The sequence below is a fragment of the Escherichia sp. WS1368 genome (assembly GCF_046487485.1).
In the GTDB taxonomy this organism is placed as follows: domain Bacteria; phylum Pseudomonadota; class Gammaproteobacteria; order Enterobacterales; family Enterobacteriaceae; genus Escherichia; species Escherichia coli.
Genome location: NZ_JBJQJI010000012.1, coordinates 60,450 through 78,071, shown reverse-complemented (window position 1 = coordinate 78,071; position 17,622 = coordinate 60,450). Strand labels below are relative to the sequence as shown.

General features: G+C 45.7%; 23 protein-coding genes and 1 pseudogene. 6 read left to right on the top strand and 18 right to left on the bottom strand.

From position 1 onward, the window contains the following. The 5 genes from ACJHYD_RS18505 (at position 1) to ACJHYD_RS18485 (ending at position 2,277) form a co-directional block, all read left to right on the top strand. Positions 1 to 525, top strand: a complete 525-nt coding sequence (locus ACJHYD_RS18505; protein ID WP_000208379.1) for a hypothetical protein — start codon at positions 1 to 3, stop codon at positions 523 to 525. Between the two features lie 60 nt (positions 526 to 585). Beyond that, entirely contained in the window at positions 586 to 837 is a 252-nt protein-coding gene (locus tag ACJHYD_RS18500) for a hypothetical protein (RefSeq protein ID WP_000384933.1), read from the top strand. Positions 838 to 1,120: 283 nt separating this feature from the next. Then, entirely contained in the window at positions 1,121 to 1,771 is a 651-nt protein-coding gene (locus ACJHYD_RS18495; RefSeq protein ID WP_022644953.1) for a hypothetical protein, read from the top strand. Between the two features lie 50 nt (positions 1,772 to 1,821). Next, positions 1,822 to 2,025, top strand: a complete 204-nt coding sequence (locus tag ACJHYD_RS18490; RefSeq protein WP_022644954.1) for a hypothetical protein — start codon at positions 1,822 to 1,824, stop codon at positions 2,023 to 2,025. Between the two features lie 21 nt (positions 2,026 to 2,046). After that, positions 2,047 to 2,277, top strand: a complete 231-nt coding sequence (locus tag ACJHYD_RS18485; protein WP_000497810.1) for a hypothetical protein — start codon at positions 2,047 to 2,049, stop codon at positions 2,275 to 2,277. Positions 2,278 to 2,893: 616 nt separating this feature from the next. On the opposite strand, the gene ACJHYD_RS18480 is transcribed toward ACJHYD_RS18485, so the two are convergent. The 8 genes from ACJHYD_RS18480 to metG form a co-directional block, all read right to left on the bottom strand. Beyond that, positions 2,894 to 3,376, bottom strand: coding sequence for a hypothetical protein (locus ACJHYD_RS18480; protein ID WP_001009193.1), 483 nt, complete (start codon positions 3,374 to 3,376; stop codon positions 2,894 to 2,896). A gap of 350 nt (positions 3,377 to 3,726) precedes the next feature. After that, on the bottom strand, positions 3,727 to 4,101 hold the full coding sequence (locus tag ACJHYD_RS18475; protein ID WP_032252751.1) for a hypothetical protein: 375 nt from the start codon (positions 4,099 to 4,101) through the stop codon (positions 3,727 to 3,729). Between the two features lie 117 nt (positions 4,102 to 4,218). Continuing rightward, positions 4,219 to 4,614 carry a hypothetical protein gene (locus ACJHYD_RS18470; protein WP_000216801.1) on the bottom strand — a complete coding sequence of 132 codons (396 nt, stop codon included), beginning with the start codon at positions 4,612 to 4,614 and terminating at the stop codon, positions 4,219 to 4,221. Between the two features lie 125 nt (positions 4,615 to 4,739). Beyond that, complete coding sequence (locus ACJHYD_RS18465) at positions 4,740 to 5,051, bottom strand: hypothetical protein (RefSeq protein ID WP_000749406.1); 312 nt, start codon at positions 5,049 to 5,051, stop codon at positions 4,740 to 4,742. A gap of 154 nt (positions 5,052 to 5,205) precedes the next feature. After that, entirely contained in the window at positions 5,206 to 5,535 is a 330-nt protein-coding gene (locus ACJHYD_RS18460; RefSeq protein WP_000457884.1) for a hypothetical protein, read from the bottom strand. Between the two features lie 1,595 nt (positions 5,536 to 7,130). Next, entirely contained in the window at positions 7,131 to 7,529 is a 399-nt protein-coding gene (locus ACJHYD_RS18455) for a hypothetical protein (RefSeq protein ID WP_032252448.1), read from the bottom strand. 294 nt (positions 7,530 to 7,823) lie between these two features. Continuing rightward, the gene (locus ACJHYD_RS18450; protein ID WP_032252493.1) at positions 7,824 to 8,066 is read right to left on the bottom strand and encodes a DUF1380 family protein; all 243 of its coding nucleotides are present in this window, start codon (positions 8,064 to 8,066) and stop codon (positions 7,824 to 7,826) included. Positions 8,067 to 8,225: 159 nt separating this feature from the next. Then, the gene (gene metG / locus ACJHYD_RS18445) at positions 8,226 to 10,259 is read right to left on the bottom strand and encodes a methionine--tRNA ligase (protein WP_001755492.1); all 2,034 of its coding nucleotides are present in this window, start codon (positions 10,257 to 10,259) and stop codon (positions 8,226 to 8,228) included. Positions 10,260 to 10,416: 157 nt separating this feature from the next. Between metG and apbC the strand changes: the two genes are divergently transcribed. Further along, entirely contained in the window at positions 10,417 to 11,517 is a 1,101-nt protein-coding gene (gene apbC, locus ACJHYD_RS18440; protein ID WP_000004356.1) for an iron-sulfur cluster carrier protein ApbC, read from the top strand. A gap of 6 nt (positions 11,518 to 11,523) precedes the next feature. On the opposite strand, the pseudogene ACJHYD_RS18435 reads toward apbC, so the two are convergent. The 10 genes and pseudogenes from ACJHYD_RS18435 to rnhA all read right to left on the bottom strand — a co-directional run. After that, a pseudogene (locus ACJHYD_RS18435) lies at positions 11,524 to 11,598 on the bottom strand (IS1 family transposase); the annotation flags it as partial. 217 nt (positions 11,599 to 11,815) lie between these two features. Beyond that, positions 11,816 to 12,196 (bottom strand): hypothetical protein, encoded by a 381-nt coding sequence (locus ACJHYD_RS18430; protein WP_032252452.1) that lies wholly within the window; start codon positions 12,194 to 12,196, stop codon positions 11,816 to 11,818. Further along, the gene (locus tag ACJHYD_RS18425) at positions 12,196 to 12,900 is read right to left on the bottom strand and encodes a hypothetical protein (RefSeq protein ID WP_032252453.1); all 705 of its coding nucleotides are present in this window, start codon (positions 12,898 to 12,900) and stop codon (positions 12,196 to 12,198) included. The genes ACJHYD_RS18430 and ACJHYD_RS18425 overlap by 1 nt, the downstream gene beginning before the upstream one ends. A gap of 61 nt (positions 12,901 to 12,961) precedes the next feature. Then, positions 12,962 to 14,647 (bottom strand): DUF4942 domain-containing protein, encoded by a 1,686-nt coding sequence (locus ACJHYD_RS18420; protein WP_032328874.1) that lies wholly within the window; start codon positions 14,645 to 14,647, stop codon positions 12,962 to 12,964. A gap of 141 nt (positions 14,648 to 14,788) precedes the next feature. Continuing rightward, positions 14,789 to 15,355, bottom strand: a complete 567-nt coding sequence (locus tag ACJHYD_RS18415; protein WP_032328875.1) for a hypothetical protein — start codon at positions 15,353 to 15,355, stop codon at positions 14,789 to 14,791. A 139-nt stretch (positions 15,356 to 15,494) separates the two neighbouring features. Next, entirely contained in the window at positions 15,495 to 15,653 is a 159-nt protein-coding gene (locus ACJHYD_RS18410; protein WP_000893470.1) for a DUF3927 family protein, read from the bottom strand. After that, positions 15,653 to 16,078: a tellurite/colicin resistance protein gene (locus tag ACJHYD_RS18405; RefSeq protein WP_000900261.1), complete on the bottom strand. Its 426-nt coding sequence runs from the start codon at positions 16,076 to 16,078 to the stop codon at positions 15,653 to 15,655. Before ACJHYD_RS18405 ends, ACJHYD_RS18410 begins: the two co-directional genes overlap by 1 nt. 93 nt (positions 16,079 to 16,171) lie before the next feature. Beyond that, positions 16,172 to 16,360, bottom strand: coding sequence for a hypothetical protein (locus tag ACJHYD_RS18400; RefSeq protein ID WP_001103988.1), 189 nt, complete (start codon positions 16,358 to 16,360; stop codon positions 16,172 to 16,174). A 9-nt stretch (positions 16,361 to 16,369) separates the two neighbouring features. Continuing rightward, complete coding sequence (locus ACJHYD_RS18395; protein WP_021512350.1) at positions 16,370 to 16,864, bottom strand: hypothetical protein; 495 nt, start codon at positions 16,862 to 16,864, stop codon at positions 16,370 to 16,372. 148 nt (positions 16,865 to 17,012) lie between these two features. Beyond that, the gene (gene rnhA / locus ACJHYD_RS18390; RefSeq protein WP_001404443.1) at positions 17,013 to 17,603 is read right to left on the bottom strand and encodes a ribonuclease HI; all 591 of its coding nucleotides are present in this window, start codon (positions 17,601 to 17,603) and stop codon (positions 17,013 to 17,015) included. Positions 17,604 to 17,622 lie beyond the last annotated feature (19 nt).

The window sequence follows — 17,622 nt, the reverse complement described above, 5'->3', positions numbered from 1 at the left end:
ATGACAACCAAAGATATTACCTACGGTATCCAAGCTGAACTCTGGCCGCGAGATTACACTAACGTTGAAAAACTACTGATGTTCTGGCGCAGAGAACAAATTCCTGTAAGGGTCACTCTCGAAGATGGCCAGGCGTTTTGCATGTACGTTTATGGCCTCATGCCATCTCGTAACAAAGTTGACCTTTGCCCAGCCCCTTTTGACAAAGAAAATCGTATAAGGCTCCCACTTGAACGCATTAGTACAATTGAATCAGGTGTGGTTGACAGTATCGCTCACGATTTCAAAGGTCGACTAACAGTTCACCCTGATTATGTCGATAATCGGCCATCACGCCGCGATTTTTTTGCAATTTGCAACCAAGCCTACAAAGCAAACAAATCTATAAGGGTGTACATGGCGGATGGCCGTGAAATTGAGGGGGTGTCAGCAGGCGCAGATGCTTGTCAGGTTACACTACGTGTCGAGAACGGTAGAAAAATAGTTGTTTTGTTCGATTGGGTTGAACGAATTTTGCCTTTTTGAGTTATGAAATCGATATTGTTACCACCATTATTTTTACTTTGCTCAGTTACGGCAAATGCAATGGACTATAAGCCTGTCATTCAGTCGCTGATGAATGACGTGTGCTCAACGTCTCAGAATGTATCAGTTTGCATGTATCAATTTTCGGCAGCCGTAAAAGCAGGAAAAGCGATAGGTGAGAATGTGGAACTGTGTAAGAAAGTGGCAAATGAAGAAAGGGCAATGTTGGATTGCGAATCTAGCGAGTCATCGGCACAGTTCGTTGATGCGCTATTTGACACCAATCGTAAGGCTGTAGAGTCTGTTCAATAAATCTATAAGGTTAATAACCGGCTAAGTCCGGTTATTATTTTTCACATCACTTCTTTATATCTACAAATCAAATAACCTAAATATATATAAGGTCTAAAGCCGCAATCGATTATTTATTTAGGGAACACCTTCGACGATCTCGCTTTTATTTCTAGGACTTTCATCCCTGCAAAAAATTTTAAAAAAACACTTGCAATCTATTTTCGCGTATCGATAATTGAACTCGTCGAAAGCGAAGACGCTAACGACAATAAATTTTAAATTTACATAAGGAAAAATTATCATGGCTAACATTATCATTTCTAAAAAATCCATCATTGAAGCTGCTTCCATTGTATCCGATGAACTGCGCGAAAAAGCAGATCTGGCAACTCAAACATATAACGAACATTATAAAAATGGTACGCACACTAAAGCAGACAAAGCAAATATGCAAGCTGCGACCACTAAACTTGCTTACTTCATCAACAACGTCGTAAACGCAGTAGAAGACGAAAAATTATGCTCTGTTTTCTACTATGCGATTAAAGCAAGCAAACAAGCGCCAGAAGTATTTTTCCGTGATGCAATGACTAATAGTTATTCTCTGGAAAAACTGGTTTATCTGGTTAAATCAATTAAATCTGGTAAATGCGTTTATTCCATCGCTGATATGTCAGGATCTCGTGTATTCGCTTTAATCGATATGATTAACGACGAGATCGACACGTTCACCAATGGCGCTGTTTTCGATTTAATGAATGAAGCTAAAAAAGCGTGCGAAATTAAATTGGACGCTGGCTATACTCAAGCCAACCAGTTGATCAATCTTTGCGAACGTCTTGGACTTGTTGAGAAAGTCAAAGGAATGGGAAGCGCAAAAGCTGGTACACAGCAATATCGCTTTATCAAGAATGATTTCTACAATTATTTAGCTGATGCTTTTAAAGCGTAATTAATGGAATCAAGCGCCCACTATGGGCGCTTTAAAGGAGCTTTAAAAAAATGGTCAGCTATGACAAGATCCGCGCAAAGTATCGCGCAAAGTATCGCGCTTATAAACTGGAATTAATCGATGATTTGATCGCGCAACGCGACCAATTAAATTTTACGTTTTCTGATTTGCTTAATAGCAAGCGAGATTGCAAGCGCAAACGTGAATACTTACGTTTAAGCGCATTAATCGGAAAACTTCAAAATTCTATTTAATTTTTTTTAAGGAGCTTAATCATGTTTGTTCTTATCGCTGGCGTTAACGTCCATAATGAATATTATGTTAATCGCATCGCTGGGATCGCTGGTTACGCTGGGCGCGCAGTCGAGCTTATAGATGAAACGACGCGCAAAATTGACTTATTGAGCGACCAGGAGCGAAAAAAAGCAGACGTGAACGACGCTGATATATTTTTAATGTTAAAAGCGTTTGTAGAAATGGGATTTAAAATCAGTTTACACAAATAAAATCGAGCGCCCACTATGGGCGCTTTTTTTCGTTTCCAATACACCTACCATAACGCGCCATCATTGGCGCGTTTTTATTGTCTTTAACTCACTCCAACAACATAAAAATAAGCGCCAAAATAACGCCATAGACGCGCTTTTATATCCTTACCAGTACATGCCCATTACTTAACACATTAACGCGCTTAAAACGCATTATATTGCGCTATAGAGTATGGTTAATCATTGGCTTTTAGTCTTGCTATGTGATCCGCGTTTATTTGTCGGTGCGGATCGGCATTTTGTTTTGTTCTGTATCCGCTCGCGTATTATGTGCGCGTGATTTTTCACATAATCACACCACTTAATCACGTATGTGATTATGCTACGAAAGAAATCTGGATGTCTCAGGCGACGAAAGTCATCATAATTTCCCCCGCTCACCTGTCCGACAACCGCTGGTTGGATTCCACCAGCTTCCCGATGTTTTTTCTACACAAAGGCGAATGCAGCCGTTTCCCGAAAAAATCCTGGCCGTTCCCCGTCGGCTCATGAATACGTTCCTCGCCGTTTCTGAAAATTTCCCTGCGGCAGCTGGTGGCTATAGAGAAAGGGCCGTTTCTGGCCCTCTTCTCAGTTACACGCCATCAAGGATGTGGATGCGGTTGCTTGCGTATACATTCAGCATAAAGTTAGCGCAAAACAGTTTCCATGTATCAACGCCAGCGGTATACGTAATGTTTTTGCATTTAATTGCATTGTTGGCGATCCGCATCCCCTGCGATACTGCTTCATCGTCGGAAAATTTGAACGACGATTGAGTTTTAATCCAGACAGAAATCTGCGTAGCGAACTCAATCAGCTTGGACTGGCAGAATCGCCCGGAGCGCACCGGAAAGACGAACGTTCCGAATCCAGAATTTACCACATATGCTTTCTCAAATACCCGCGAGTAACGACGATTGCCAATGATGTCGCGTGCAATAATGCATTTTTCTTGTGCTGACAGTTCTACCGTCTCATTGTCGCGCCATGCACCAAGTACTCGTTTTTCAATGTCAGAGAACGTTACAGCGATATTGCCATGTGCGGGTGCGTTTACAGTAGCGATAAAATTCATGATTAATTCCTTATCGTAAATAACAAATTGTTTTCTTGTTGGTGTTAATTATCGTTGTACGAATAAGGCGTCAAAGTGGAAAGTTGCGGTAGCCGGACGGGAACAGGTGGGTTTGTCGGTTGCCTGGAGGTAAGAGGTTGGTGTTATTAGCCTGAGGGAAACAGGATGGTCATTTAAGACCACCAATGCTGGTGGCCTTAATAATTATCGCCCGATTACGCTAAGGATCTTTTCCTCAACTGATTTGTTGTTGCGACTAAACTGCCTTGCGTATCTGATGACAGAAGAGGCGTTTTGCTTTCTGACCATCTCGGCTCTTTCCTTCAGGCGTTTCTTGAAATCGCCCATATTTACCACCAGGCGCAGAAGGTCAGTCTGTTATTGTGAAAGTCGTGGTTCTTAATCAGATCTTCCACAAGCTCTTTCAACTGCCCCACATCATGCCAGTAACCTTCGTCGTACTCCTGACTGCCGAAGAAAAAACCTTCCCGAGTAGGCAAGTACTCTTCGCAATTGCTTTCGTTTATGTGCATCAAATGAGCTTTCAGAAGACAAATGTCATTCATCGTTAATTCTAAAAGCTCACAATTTTCGACTTCACCTACGTTGCGCTCCATCCACCCAACGAGCGCATTGAACTTACGGAAGTAAGCAACCTGCTTTCTGGATGCCTCGTTATTCAGATCGTTTTTAGGCTGTGTCTCGATATAGATATCAAGTCCCATGATGGTTTCCTTATTAACTTGCTTCAGTAAAATCATTTTCACAAATCAGATAAGGCAGAAAACAAATTGTTATCGGGCTTAATAAAATGGCGCGGTTTACGCGCCATTTAAAGAGGATTAAGCGAATACGCTTTCAGGGATTAAGGTGTCGGCAGGAATGCCAGAGGTAATGCGCAGGCCGTACTGACCAATCCAGGTAGTGTTGGTATTCAGGCTGGAGGCGAATACGGTGTTAACCATATTCATCATGGTTTCAAACACCTCTTCATCAACCTGGCGGAAGTAGTTCTCGATTTTCAGCAGCAGCGGGTCAGTTGCATCGAGAATGGACTGGTATTGAGTCGCGTACTCGCCGCCGGAGGCATCACCTTTACGCACGATCGTACTGGCCTGGACTTCGGCACCAGTTTCGGTGTTGTACGTAACAACGGTAATTTTTGCCACATTCTTACCTTCGGCGGTTTCAGAGGCATAGTAAACATCAACTGTCAGTTTTTCGCGTTTAACGGTCATTTCACTCTCCGTAGTGTATTGGTTATTTTTATATTCTATAATCGTAAGTATTTACTTACAATACAAAAAGCCCCGTAAGGATGGCGGGGCTGTCGTACTGTCGACTAATTGCCACTTGCACATTATCAGGCTATTGCCATCACTGATGCTCTCTGAATTTCTTGCTGGGCCACGCGGTTAACTTCCATCAAGGCCAGTTCGAGCTGATGTTCCGGCCACATTCTTTGAAACGCCATCCAGCCTTTTCCACGCTGGCGACGAACATTCATTACATAACGAGTAAAGGTGTTTTTATCGAAAGACACCGCTGTTTCACGGAACAGACGAATAGAGGTTCCATTGGCAACGATGTCCAGCAAAGTTAATTGAGCAACCAGCGCAGGCTTCTCTTTTCTCTTCTGGTCTTTGTCCAGACCAAGAACCAATGATTTTTTCATCACAACTCCGTAAACAACTTGTTTTCTCAATGGCGTAAATAATACCAATAAAAAAACGGCTACAAAGCATAATGATCAGGTGCATGAGCGATATGCAGGTTCTTCCCTGCGGCTACAGATTAAGTTAAGCCAGCAATGCTGGCTTTGGTTGGGATTACGCGAATACCTCAAGAAACTCCTGAACGTCCCAATGCTGGACGAGGTGAAGATAGACCTTAGAAATCACGTCATTTTCGCTATCGCATGTGAAGTAGTACTTCTGGCTGCGGTTGTATGTGTCCACACAAAATTCGCTCATATCCATAAAGTCAGCATCATCACCCAGGTCGCTAATCATCAAAGCAGGTGCATCATCACGAGTCATCAGCTCCAGCACCCATCTTGAATTAATCAGAGTGGAAGACCAACCTTCCAGCTCATAAAACTGGTCAAACTCTTTTTGAGTCAATTTCTTAATTTGGTTGATGTCGATATTTGCAAACATAAAGCAATCCTTAAACAAGATGTTTTCTTAATGGTGTTATTATCGCAATAACGCACAGGCGAAAAAGGATTTTATTCCGGTGAATGTGGTTTTGGCAGTGAGTTTTCAGGTTCAGTACAGAGTACACTTTTTACATTATTCTGATTTAGTGGCCGAAGATGGCTGGTGGGCAGAATAATCATCTCCCCGAAAACCTACTGAAATCGATTGTGACCCGTTGGCTGTCTGGCACAATTACGCTGTAACTGGGCATTCAGAGGGAATCCAGCGGTAAGTAGGTTCGCCTTCACGTGAGCGCCTCTCTTCTTCCCGCACATTACAGGTGGGTAGCCGCAACTCTCCCTCTCGCTATGCCGGTACGCCGCCGTTCCTGAACCGGCATCGAGCCTTTTCCCGAAATCCACACAGGCAACTCGACCGTTTCCCTGAAAACCTCCAGCCGTTCCCCGAAGGCAACCCAGCCGTTTCTGTAGCGGGATGCAACCTTTTCCCTGTATGGACCGAAGGCTGACCGTAGGGGTGTTACGGGGGATAAAATCAGGAGTTGAATAAATACGAAAAAGGAGGCGACACCCCTCCTTCCCTCCCCACTTATACATACCTGGCTTCTTCGCTATACATGTTGTGTTTTATCTGTCTCAACCTCTCTATAGGCGTTAATGCTCACTCCTTCCAGAATGTTCTATACGGCAACTATTTCTGTTGGTGAATTGGGTGTGTTGTTCTCTCTGTCGGTGTATGTGGTTTCGTTCGTTTTGCGGTGGTTCTTCTATGGGGTGTTCTCGTCGTTTTGGTGATTGTTCTTCTCCGTGTATGGAGTAATGGCAGGTGGGCGATTCCTTTCGTTGTTGTGTTTGAGTTGTTTGTCTGGAGTGTGTGAAAGGCTTTTGCAGTTATTCGTGTATTGGGTAATGGCATTTCCCGTGATTGTTGTGTTTCGTGTCTTTTGGGATTGAGAGAAACCTTGCGGTTACAGGCTTCGTTGGGGTTTCAGTGATTCTGGTGTTCTTCGCTGTTTGGGGAATGGCGTGTCGTGGGTATCGCGCGTATGAATGTTTTCGGATTGCCTGTGAAAGTTAGGTTGGTTGTCCGGTAGCCTGGGGAGAAGAGGTGGGTCTTTTCGGTAGCCTGGGGAGAAGAGGTGGGTCTTTTCGGTAGCCTGCCATAAAGAGGTTGGTTGTTTTTGGAAATGGCATTTGTGTTATTTAGTTGTTTTGTTATGCCTGAAAATAAGTTGTTTATATGGTTGTGTAACGCAACGGGAGCGATTTTGAGCGTGTGTTTTTGTTGGTAGTGTGTTGGGTCGTCTGTGGTGAAAATTGGACGCTGTGGCGCTGTCTGCTGCGTAGAGTTACGGGTATAAGCAGTGATGTGTGAAAACGTCAATTTTTTAGACCAAATCGGGTGAAAGCGTTGATGTTTCGTTGATCTGTTATTCAGTTGTTTTCTTGATTGTATAAACAACTATAACTTATTGATATTTAAGGATGTGATTGCGGGTATGGAAGAAGAGTAGTGGCGATCAACGGATTCTTATAGAAAAGAATCAAATTGTGACCGCCATTATCAACTGATTGATTTGTTTACTTGTGTAGTCAGTTCTCGAAATGAATAGGGTCAACGTAATGCCGCTCACCGCTTTTACCATTACACAGCACTGTAACTTTCGCCTTTTCACTCCAGGCTGAGTATAGAAAGTTCCCATCAGGTTGAACATGGTAACGAGAGAAGTAAACATCGCCGACTGAGGCGTCGAACATGTTCCTATCTTTTTCACTTTGGGCAAGCGAGATGGATATCACCGAATTCCCATTTGGGGAAACGATTTTAAATTTATTCCCTATATCCATAACAATATTGTAACCAGGTAATTGCTTGTGTGTTTCCGGATCTATTTTCATGCATCGTGGGTACACGATAGTGTTAGGCTCTTCAACTGGCGTGGCATTAGCAGAAAGCACAAAAAATATTAGTGCCAATGGTGCATATTTCATTTATCCCTCACAATTTCCAATTTTCCAGACCATCGTCTATTTCAGCGTCAGGGTGGAATTGTACCGCATCAAATCCTACATCGAGCACCTTTCGAATGTTCTTGATGGTTTGCTATGTGACACCGTAATCACGCAGCTTTTCTTCCCTCCCCTGACTCCCCCATACTCCGTTTCTGTACCCAATTGAGTCCGAGATTGTATGGTGCTCGAAACAGATATTTGGTAGACACTCAGAGTCATGCTGTGTAACGAGGGTAGGGCTACTAACTGTCGTCTTATACAATTTGGTGAGTTTCAGCATTTTACCACCCCGTTCGGAAACAACTCATTCGCCGTAGTTGATATAACCTCCCAATTAACGCCGACATCAGCGTTATGGCATTGTCTGATTTTTTGCATCACCTGTACGCATTGTTCATCAGTGAGATCTGTCCTTACTTCAGCAATATCTTCTTTGTGCCACATAACCATGAGTAAGGGTTCGTCTTCTGGATAGTTTTTCAGTTTCTCGATGATTTCTTTTGCTGTTCCAAACATCTTCATCTCCTAAACAATTTGTTTTCTTATATGACTTATTATCTCAATCAACAAAAGGTAGAAAACAAATTGTTTTAGAGTTTGTTAAAGTCAGAAGGGGTTGTGTCTATATGAAAATGCCCGGCGTGTTGCCGGGCATTGCGAAGAGAGGTTGTTTAATTACTTAACCTGGTGGCCAGGTTTAGCACCAGCATCCGGGCTTAACAGGAAGATATCTTTCCCGCCGGGGCCAGCAGCCATCACCATGCCTTCAGAGATACCGAAGCGCATTTTACGTGGTGCCAGGTTAGCCACCATAATGGTGTGACGACCAATCAGTGCCTGTGGATCTGGATAAGCGGAACGGATGCCTGAGAAGACATTACGCTTTTCACCACCGAGATCCAGCGTCAGGCGAAGCAGTTTGTCAGAACCTTCTACAAACTCTGCGTTTTCAATCAGCGCCACGCGCAGGTCAACTTTGGCGAAGTCGTCAAAGGTGATAGTTTCCTGAATCGGGTCGTCAGCCAGTGGGCCAGTTACCGGTGCGGCTGTGGCTTTCACTTCTTCTTTGGATGCTTCCACCAGTGCTTCAACCTGCTTCATATCGATGCGGTTATACAGTGCCTTGAACGGATTCACTTTATGGCCCAGCAGCGGTTGCTGGATACCATCCCAGGTCAGTTCTGTATTCAGGAATGCTTCTGCACGTTCAGTCAGTTTCGGCAGTACCGGTTTCAGGTACGTCATCAGCACGCGGAACAGGTTAATGCCCATAGAGCAAATCGCCTGCAGATCGGCATCGCGTCCTTCCTGCTTTGCCACCACCCACGGAGCCTGTTCATCAACATAGCGGTTAGCCAGGTCAGCCAGTGCCATGATTTCACGGATAGCTTTGCCAAATTCGCGGCTTTCCCATGCTTCGCCAATCACTTCAGCGGCATCAGTAAAGGTTTTGTACAGTTGCGGGTCAGCCAGTTCGCTTGCCAGCACGCCGTCAAAACGCTTGTTGATAAAGCCTGCATTACGGGAGGCCAGGTTAACCACTTTGTTAACGATATCGGCATTCACACGCTGAACGAAATCTTCCAGGTTGAGATCGATATCATCAATGCGCGAAGAGAGTTTCGCAGTGTAGTAGTAACGCAGGCTGTCGGCGTCAAAATGATTCAGCCAGGTGCTGGCTTTAATAAAGGTGCCGCGAGACTTGGACATCTTCGCGCCGTTCACCGTCACATAGCCGTGAACAAACAGGTTGGTCGGCTTGCGGAAGTTGCTGCCTTCCAGCATGGCAGGCCAGAACAGGCTGTGGAAGTAAACGATATCTTTGCCGATGAAGTGGTACAGCTCGGCGGTGGAGTCTTTCTTCCAGTATTCGTCGAAGCTGGTAGTGTCGCCGCGTTTGTCGCACAGATTCTTGAAGGAACCCATGTAGCCAATCGGCGCGTCCAGCCAGACGTAGAAGTATTTGCCCGGTGCGTTCGGAATTTCAAAACCGAAGTAAGGTGCGTCACGGGAGATATCCCACTGTTGCAGGCCAGATTCAAACCACTCCTGCATTTTGTTTGCCACCTGCTCCTGCAACGCACCGCTGCGGGTCCATGCCTGCAACATTTCGCTGAAAGAAGGCAGATCAAAGAAGAAGTGTTCGGAATCACGCATTACCGGTGTAGCGCCAGAAACCACTGATTTCGGCTCGATCAGTTCCGTCGGGCTGTATGTCGCGCCGCAGACTTCACAGTTATCGCCGTATTGATCCGGCGCTTTACATTTCGGGCATGTGCCTTTTACAAAACGGTCCGGCAGGAACATGCCTTTTTCCGGGTCGTACAGCTGAGAGATGGTGCGGTTTTTAATAAAACCGTTCTCTTTCAGGCGAGTATAGATAAGCTCGGACAACTGACGGTTCTCTTCGCTGTGCGTCGAGTGATAGTTGTCATAGCTGATGTTAAAGCCTGCGAAATCAGTCTGATGTTCCTGACTCATTTCGCCAATCATCTGTTCCGGTGTGATACCAAGCTGCTGTGCTTTCAGCATGATTGGCGTACCGTGGGCATCGTCGGCACAGATGAAATTAACCTCGTGGCCGCGCATTCGCTGGTAACGAACCCAGACATCAGCCTGGATGTGCTCCAGCATATGGCCGAGGTGGATTGAGCCGTTAGCGTACGGCAGCGCGCACGTCACCAGAATTTTCTTCGCGACTTGGGTCATAGTAGGCATTACTTCTTTGTAGTGAAAAGGGGCTTGATAGTAACAAAATGGCCTTATGTCTGCCATGTGATAACAGCATTTCTCATAAATGATTAAATGTCGTAGCTGGAGTACACTACAAGGCGACAATTGCGCAAATTAAAATAAAGGAGACGGGATGAGCGAGTCCAAATCGCCGGATGCCCTGAGAGCAATGGTAGCCGGTACGCTGGCTAATTTTCAGCACCCAACCCTGAAACACAACCTGACTACGCTTAAAGCGTTACACCATGTTGCGTTGATGGATGACACACTGCATGTCGAACTAATCATGCCTTTCGTGTGGAATAAGCCTTTTGAAGACCTGAAAGAGCAATGTAGTGGTGATCTGCTACGTATCACTGGCGCAAAGGCTATTGACTGGAAGCTGTCGTACAACATTGCCACGCTTAAGCGCGTCAAAAACCAACCAGGCATTAATGGCGTTAAGAACATTATCGCCGTCAGCTCAGGCAAGGGCGGCGTGGGTAAATCCTCCACGGCGGTAAACCTGGCACTGGCGTTGGCTGCTGAAGGTGCGAAAGTTGGTATTTTGGATGCCGATATCTATGGTCCATCAATTCCAACCATGCTGGGCGCGGAAAACCAACGTCCAACCTCACCGGACGGTACTCACATGGCACCTATCATGTCTCATGGCCTGGCAACCAACTCTATTGGTTATCTGGTCACCGACGACAATGCAATGGTGTGGCGTGGACCGATGGCCAGCAAGGCGCTGATGCAGATGTTGCAGGAAACACTGTGGCCTGATCTGGACTATCTCGTTCTCGATATGCCACCGGGCACTGGTGATATTCAATTGACGCTGGCGCAGAACATTCCTGTAACTGGTGCGGTTGTGGTAACTACGCCGCAAGACATCGCGCTGATCGATGCGAAGAAAGGCATTGTGATGTTCGAAAAAGTCGAAGTGCCGGTACTGGGTATCGTTGAAAACATGAGTGTGCATATTTGCAGTAACTGCGGTCATCACGAGCCAATTTTTGGCACCGGTGGCGCACAGAAACTGGCCGAGAAATACAACACGCAGTTGTTAGGCCAAATGCCACTTCATATCTCTCTTCGTGAAGATCTGGATAACGGAACACCAACCGTTATTAGTCGTCCAGATAGTGAATTTACGGCTATTTATCGTGACCTCGCAGATCGCGTTGCTGCCCAAATGTATTGGCAAGGTGAAGTAATACCTGGCGAAATCGCATTCCGCGCAGTGTGATAAAAAGGTGGTGCTTTTGCCGTTACGCACCACCCCGTCAGTAGCTGAACAGGAGGGACAGCTGATAGAAACAGAAGCCACTGGAGCACCTCAAAAACACCATCATACACTAAATCAGTAAGTTGGCAGCATCACCGAGCGCCAGCGGCGAACATATGAGCTTCGGAAATACTAGACATTCTTAACTCCGTTGTTTTCTAGTTGTGGTTATTTTCACAAATAAGAAAAGATAGAAAACAATTTATTTAAGGCCACAACTTATGGCCTTTATTTATTCATGCCGAAGGATTTGTAGCGTCTAATTGCCGGATAAAATGGGGTGAGGTGCTTGCCAGTAGGCTCCACCGTTCCATGTGAACCCCATGCGAATAAGAGTGTTTATTGCGGCTTTGGTAGACTCCGATTCGACACTGGCTTTACGAAACTCTTGAACCTCTTTCGCCAACTTGTATGTAATTGTGCAGGGGACGATTGCAGCCCAGCCTTTCTCATGACTGTTAATGACCATCTGGATGTGACCATCCAGAATAGGTTGATTAGGCATGTTATTGAAAATGTCTGCCTGTTTTTGAATGTGAAGAAAAAGCCTTGCCAGCGCCATTTGCTCACTACGAGACAAGGGATTATCAAGAGGGCTTTTTGCAAAAGCTGCTATACGCTGTGCATCAATGCCAAACATCAGCGCACCTCACCATCTTTATGGCTGGAGTTAACTTCCGTCATTAAATGTCTGACGTAATCGACAAGAGAGCCGCCTGGTGGAATCTGGCATTCCTCAACTAACTGGAAGTAGATATCCGCTGCATTACGTGTATTGCTACCCGCGCATATTCTTTCTTCCCGAAGTGCATGAAGCTCGTTGATCAAACGGTCACACTCTCCGTTACGCTGATCCACAACGGCCTCAAGCTCTGCGACGCGTTCACCTGGCGTCTTACCTTCTTTGCGTTGGATGGTAACGACGAAATCGCCAATTGCAGGGACGTTGTAATCCAGCTCAAGGTAGTTTTTGGCACCGCTGCGGACGAACTCACCCGCGAACATGGTGGCGAACATCGCAGAGGCCACTTCTCCGTTGAAAAGTGACTCCAGATCTAACGGAGTCCCGGCAGCAAGAGCCTCTTTTGCTGTATCCATTGCATCCATGAACCGATCAAACTCACTAGCGCGCTTTTCCAGGTCTTTCCATTGCTCGCTCCAACGTTTGGCAACGAAGTCTATGAATGTTTTCGCGGATTCATCAAAATTCCCCTCAAACTTAACGATGCCTTTATCAATAATGATCTGGCCTACCGCATCCTCTGCATAACCTTTCAATGTAAACTTGAAAGGAAAATCGGAATGGCCTGTGACGTTAAAATGCTCTAACTGGAGGTTGCTCATGTGTTTTTCTCTTATCGTTTAGTAACTACATTCTTACATAAATTAAGTAAGCATTTACCTATCATTTAACGCGTTTGAAAACGTATACGCTGACTGTGATCCCTGTGTCTTCAAACTCGTTGGTAAACGACTTCCCTCTGGCATAAACGTAATTATCCATCGTCATCCAGTCCAGTATTGGCGCAGTGCCCGGCAATACTGCTACAAGACGCCCGCCGACTTTCAGATGCCCCAGCGCAGCCAGCGTGTGCTCTCTATGACGACCAAGCGAGTACGGCGGGTTCATAACGATTTTGTCGAACTGATAACCTGCGTTGTCCTCAGACCACTTTATGAAGTCGCAGCAAATCGTGTTCGTATACCCTTTTCCACGCAGGATATCAGCGAAGAGAGGTGCGATTTCTATGCAGGTAACATCTTCCAGATCGGCGTCAATATAGGCCAGAAGATCCCCACGTCCGGCTTGAGGCTCCAACAGCTTCTCACCAGGCTTCAATTCAGTGGCTCTTGCAACGTACTCAGCAATCAAGCGTGGGGTAGGGTAGAACTGGTGTGATTTTGTATCCGGTATTAAACCGGTAGCCACAATCGTATTTAGCGTATGGCCGATGTCATACGGGAACTGCCAGTGCTTTTTCTCCTGCACGCCGCCAATGAAGCTCAGTGTGCGCTCAAGCTCTTCCACCTGCGACTTCTGGAGAGCTGAATCAGAGAAGTACCATACACCTTTGTCTTTGCTCAATCGCCCGTCACGAAGCGCAGTGCGAACCGGCACGGAGATCGTCTTCTGGATTAAACCGAACTGCTTTGGTGCCCGTGTTTTTGGCGCAGTTCGGCATGGCGCGGGGATTGCAGCAGGCATACTGTAAGCCAGCACCTCATTCAACTTCCAGGCCACGTCAGGATGTATTTCAAAGTGAACGTTGCCGTTCTTGAACATCTTCACGCGCATCAGATTTCCATCGACGTTCATCCAGTCACCGGTCTGGCAGTCGTTTGCCCGATACGCAGCTGATAGCACCTCAGCAGTGCGGTTGATGGTAATAAATTCTTTGTGCGCGAAGAAATGAAGCAAGACACGCAGATCGTCGATGTAGTCCTCTTTGCGATAGTTCACGCTAACGCTGTCCCGCCAGAAATCAGAAATGCAGTCAGCGATTATCAGCCGCTCGCTGAAACCATTTGTCTTATTTGTCTTGTGCACAGGACTCAGCGCCTTAAACAAGCCATACACGCGCTCAGAGAGATATTTGTGCCTGTCATTCAGCAAATTAAGCATCGTGGGTATGACCGTTTCTGCTTTGAACTCCGGTACACCAACGAACTCTTTAACCTTCATCTGGTAGCCGGTTCTGTCAGTTTTGATGACTTCCTGTTTGCCCTCTATAAACTGCTCGCGCCACTCATCTCGACGGGAAGCTGGCATGATCAGCAAAACGTTAGTCATGTCCGTGACCTTCCTCCAGTACTCGGCCCAAATATTCTGTTTCACCCATTCCAGATCGACTTTATCCAACCAACCTCGATTTAAACGCGAGCGATCTTCATCTGGTCGATGGTTTAGTTTCAGCAGGCGATTAATCATGTTGTGGCGTTCGTCGCCATAAACGAAGTTGTGAACCTGATACATGAAGGCGATCTCTTTCTCGCACTCGGCCACAATTTCGTGGATAACGTTCATTTCCTGACGATAATCGATAGCAGTGTTTGAGCTGGCATCGTCGATGATGGAAAGGGCTGTATTCATAATTACACCATTAAATAATTTGTTTTCTGATTGGTGTAATTATCGCAAACTTGAAAAGGCATAAAAGCTGCATTCATAGGCGTTACAGCAGATTTAAGGCGTAAAAATGGGGGCTGTCGCCCCCTGTCGACTGGTGCTGTATTAGAGTGCGTATTGCGTTTTGTGCGGCTGCTTATTCAAGTCATGGCGATGCGTGAGCTCCCGCATCATGTCTTCAAGGCGACTCTTTGTGTCGTCGAGCTGGTCGGCCATTGCACCTAAAAGCTGGCGAACGGCCATCGGACCGTCGCTGTTTAGTGATGGCATTTTAGAACCTGCTTTAGAAGACATAAGGTTGATTGCAGACATCAACATCGTTAGAGAGGATTTAAGCCCGGCAATTTCACGATCTTTGCTGGCAATAATCGTCTCACTTTTGTTACCGTCATCAGTTTCTTGAGTCTCGCTCACCATATCCAAAGTCGCTTGCAACTTATCAGCTCTCTCTTTTTCAGCAAGGTAATGAACACCGAAATGGTGTGCCAAAGCTACAATCTGAGTTGGCTCTTCAAAGGTGGAATTAAAATTAAGTATTGTAAACAGTCTCTCAAATATGGAAACGTCTTCTATTCCTCGAAGAATGGCTAACATTTTGACCAGTTCATTAGCATCCATTTCTTCGAATAAGGCGTTTTGTTCATCAGCTATCGCTTTGCATTTCTTGCACATGTGTTTTTCCTAATGCTTAAACAAGTTGTTTTCTTATTGTCTTTATTGTGATGTGGCATAAAAGGGGAGCAAGCTAAACGTAAAGGTGCAAACTCTCTATTTCGGTCAACGAAACACAAGGGCCATTTGGCCCTTGTCATTAACACTTTGCTTTACGAACTAACGGATAAGCGAAGTAGATCGCCAAACCAATGAGGACGCCATCAGAAATGACAGACATCATCTTTCCCGTAAAATCCACCAACACCGCCATCACCAGAAGAGCAATGACGATCACAAGCCGGAATCTCTCAAGCATTAGAGATAAGCATCCAGTGACAACTGAAGCGCCTGGGCGATCTTTTTCAGTGCCTGCTCTTCTTGTTCACCAATGCCGTCCTGATCGGCAATATCAAGGCACAGACACAGAACATCGACCGCCTCTGGAGTACCCGCAATATCAGACAGCTCACGAATAGCCTGTGCATTAGCAGAACGAGGGGACGCTTCGTAACGAGCACGGATATTGGCGCTCATTTGGGCAATTTCACCAGCAAACGGAGAAAACGCAGGCAGAGCTGCAATTGTCTTCTCAAGAATGGCAATTTCTTTTGCGTCACATGTGCCGTCGGCATAGGAGATCATGTACGCGCCCCACACGGTGGCCTCAACCGCATCACGGTTCTCCATTTTTTTGACTTCGATAACAGCTTTACGAGTTTTCTTTTTGAAGAAACCTAACATGTGCTTTCCTTTTATTATTTGTCAAAACAAGTTGTTTTCTAATTACATAAATTGCTTACGCAGAGATGGTCAATGCATATGCACTAACAGCCGTCAGAAATAACCAAGTACCGAACCAACTGGAAAAACAAAAATCCCAACTACACGAGCCAAGGTCATGCCAGCCTGAAACTGGAGATCGCCAGAGCAAACAAGTTTTATAATGTTCGATACCCAACCGGCGGCCATAAGGGCAAGAATTGCCAGCCAAATTTTTCCAAAGTGATTTGAAAACCAGTTCATACAACCGCCTTAGTCACAGCATGATCCTGAGTAACTGGATGAACTTGAGGTATCGCATCCACCGCCATCCCATCCAGAGTGACAGGACGCTCCACTGGAGTGGTGGTAATTGTCGTCGACGAAGGTGTGGTGATGGATGAATCCGGCATCAAAAGGCTCTGACCGGCTGGAACGGCTACCGTCGCCAGTGAAACTATAATGAGAACGTAGGCCATTGGTTTCAGCCTCTTTCTTTGAAAATTTTCCATTCGAACTGTCCTTGTTGTTTTTCTCCTTCACTAAAGGCCGTGCATTTTTCGCTTCGCGTGAAGAACCAGAGGCAACAATCGCCCCCACGTTCGCAACAACTGACGCTTGATTATCTAAACGTTCATTCAGCAACCGAACGGTAGTCTCTAGTTCATCAAGGCGTGACATAACACGACCGCTAAATAATTCGGCCAAAATTTGACGTAAAGAACGAGGACGTTTAGTTACAGAAGTGAAATAGGTTTGACGTGCCATGTGGACTCCATCCAGTGTCAGAAAGAGTTGCGGCTGGCGATTGCCAGCCGCCTTTCTCGTTCCATCCTGGAACTGTGTCTTACCGACACATTGTCATCCTGACGCCGATAAGATACATGATTTAAAATGATAGGTAAACACTTACTTACTATTTATTATAAACAAAACCAATATCTTTCTTGTGAGGCATATCTGCTGCTGAAAAAGCTGCGATCTTCGCGAGTCGATCACATATTTCATTTTCACGATGCCCGGCGTGACCTTTAACCCACTTCCAGCGAACATTATGTCGACTTGCGGCCTCATCCAGACGCTTCCACAGATCAACATTCTTTACCGGTTTTTTGTCAGAAGTCATCCATCCATTGCGTTTCCACCATTTCATCCACTGTGTCATGCCGTTTTTCAGATACTGGCTATCAGAGTGCAAAATAACGTTGCATGGATATTTCAAACGCTCCAGCCCGATAAGTGCCCCCATCATCTCCATGCGGTTATTGGTGGTGCTATGAAAACCATCTGAGAACTCGCGTTCCTCACCACGATACTGGAGAACGATACCGTAACCGCCCGGGCCACCCGGATTTTTAAGGCAAGAGCCATCACTAAAGATTTTCACGGTTTTAAGCTGGGGATTGAACTCTACGACAGGCGTTGTGGGATTGGTGCGGGGGGAATTTTTGTTTTTGGCTTTTTTGCGAGTTTTTGCTTGCGATCGGGCTGGTGTCTTCGTCGTCATATAAACTCCTGAATCAAGC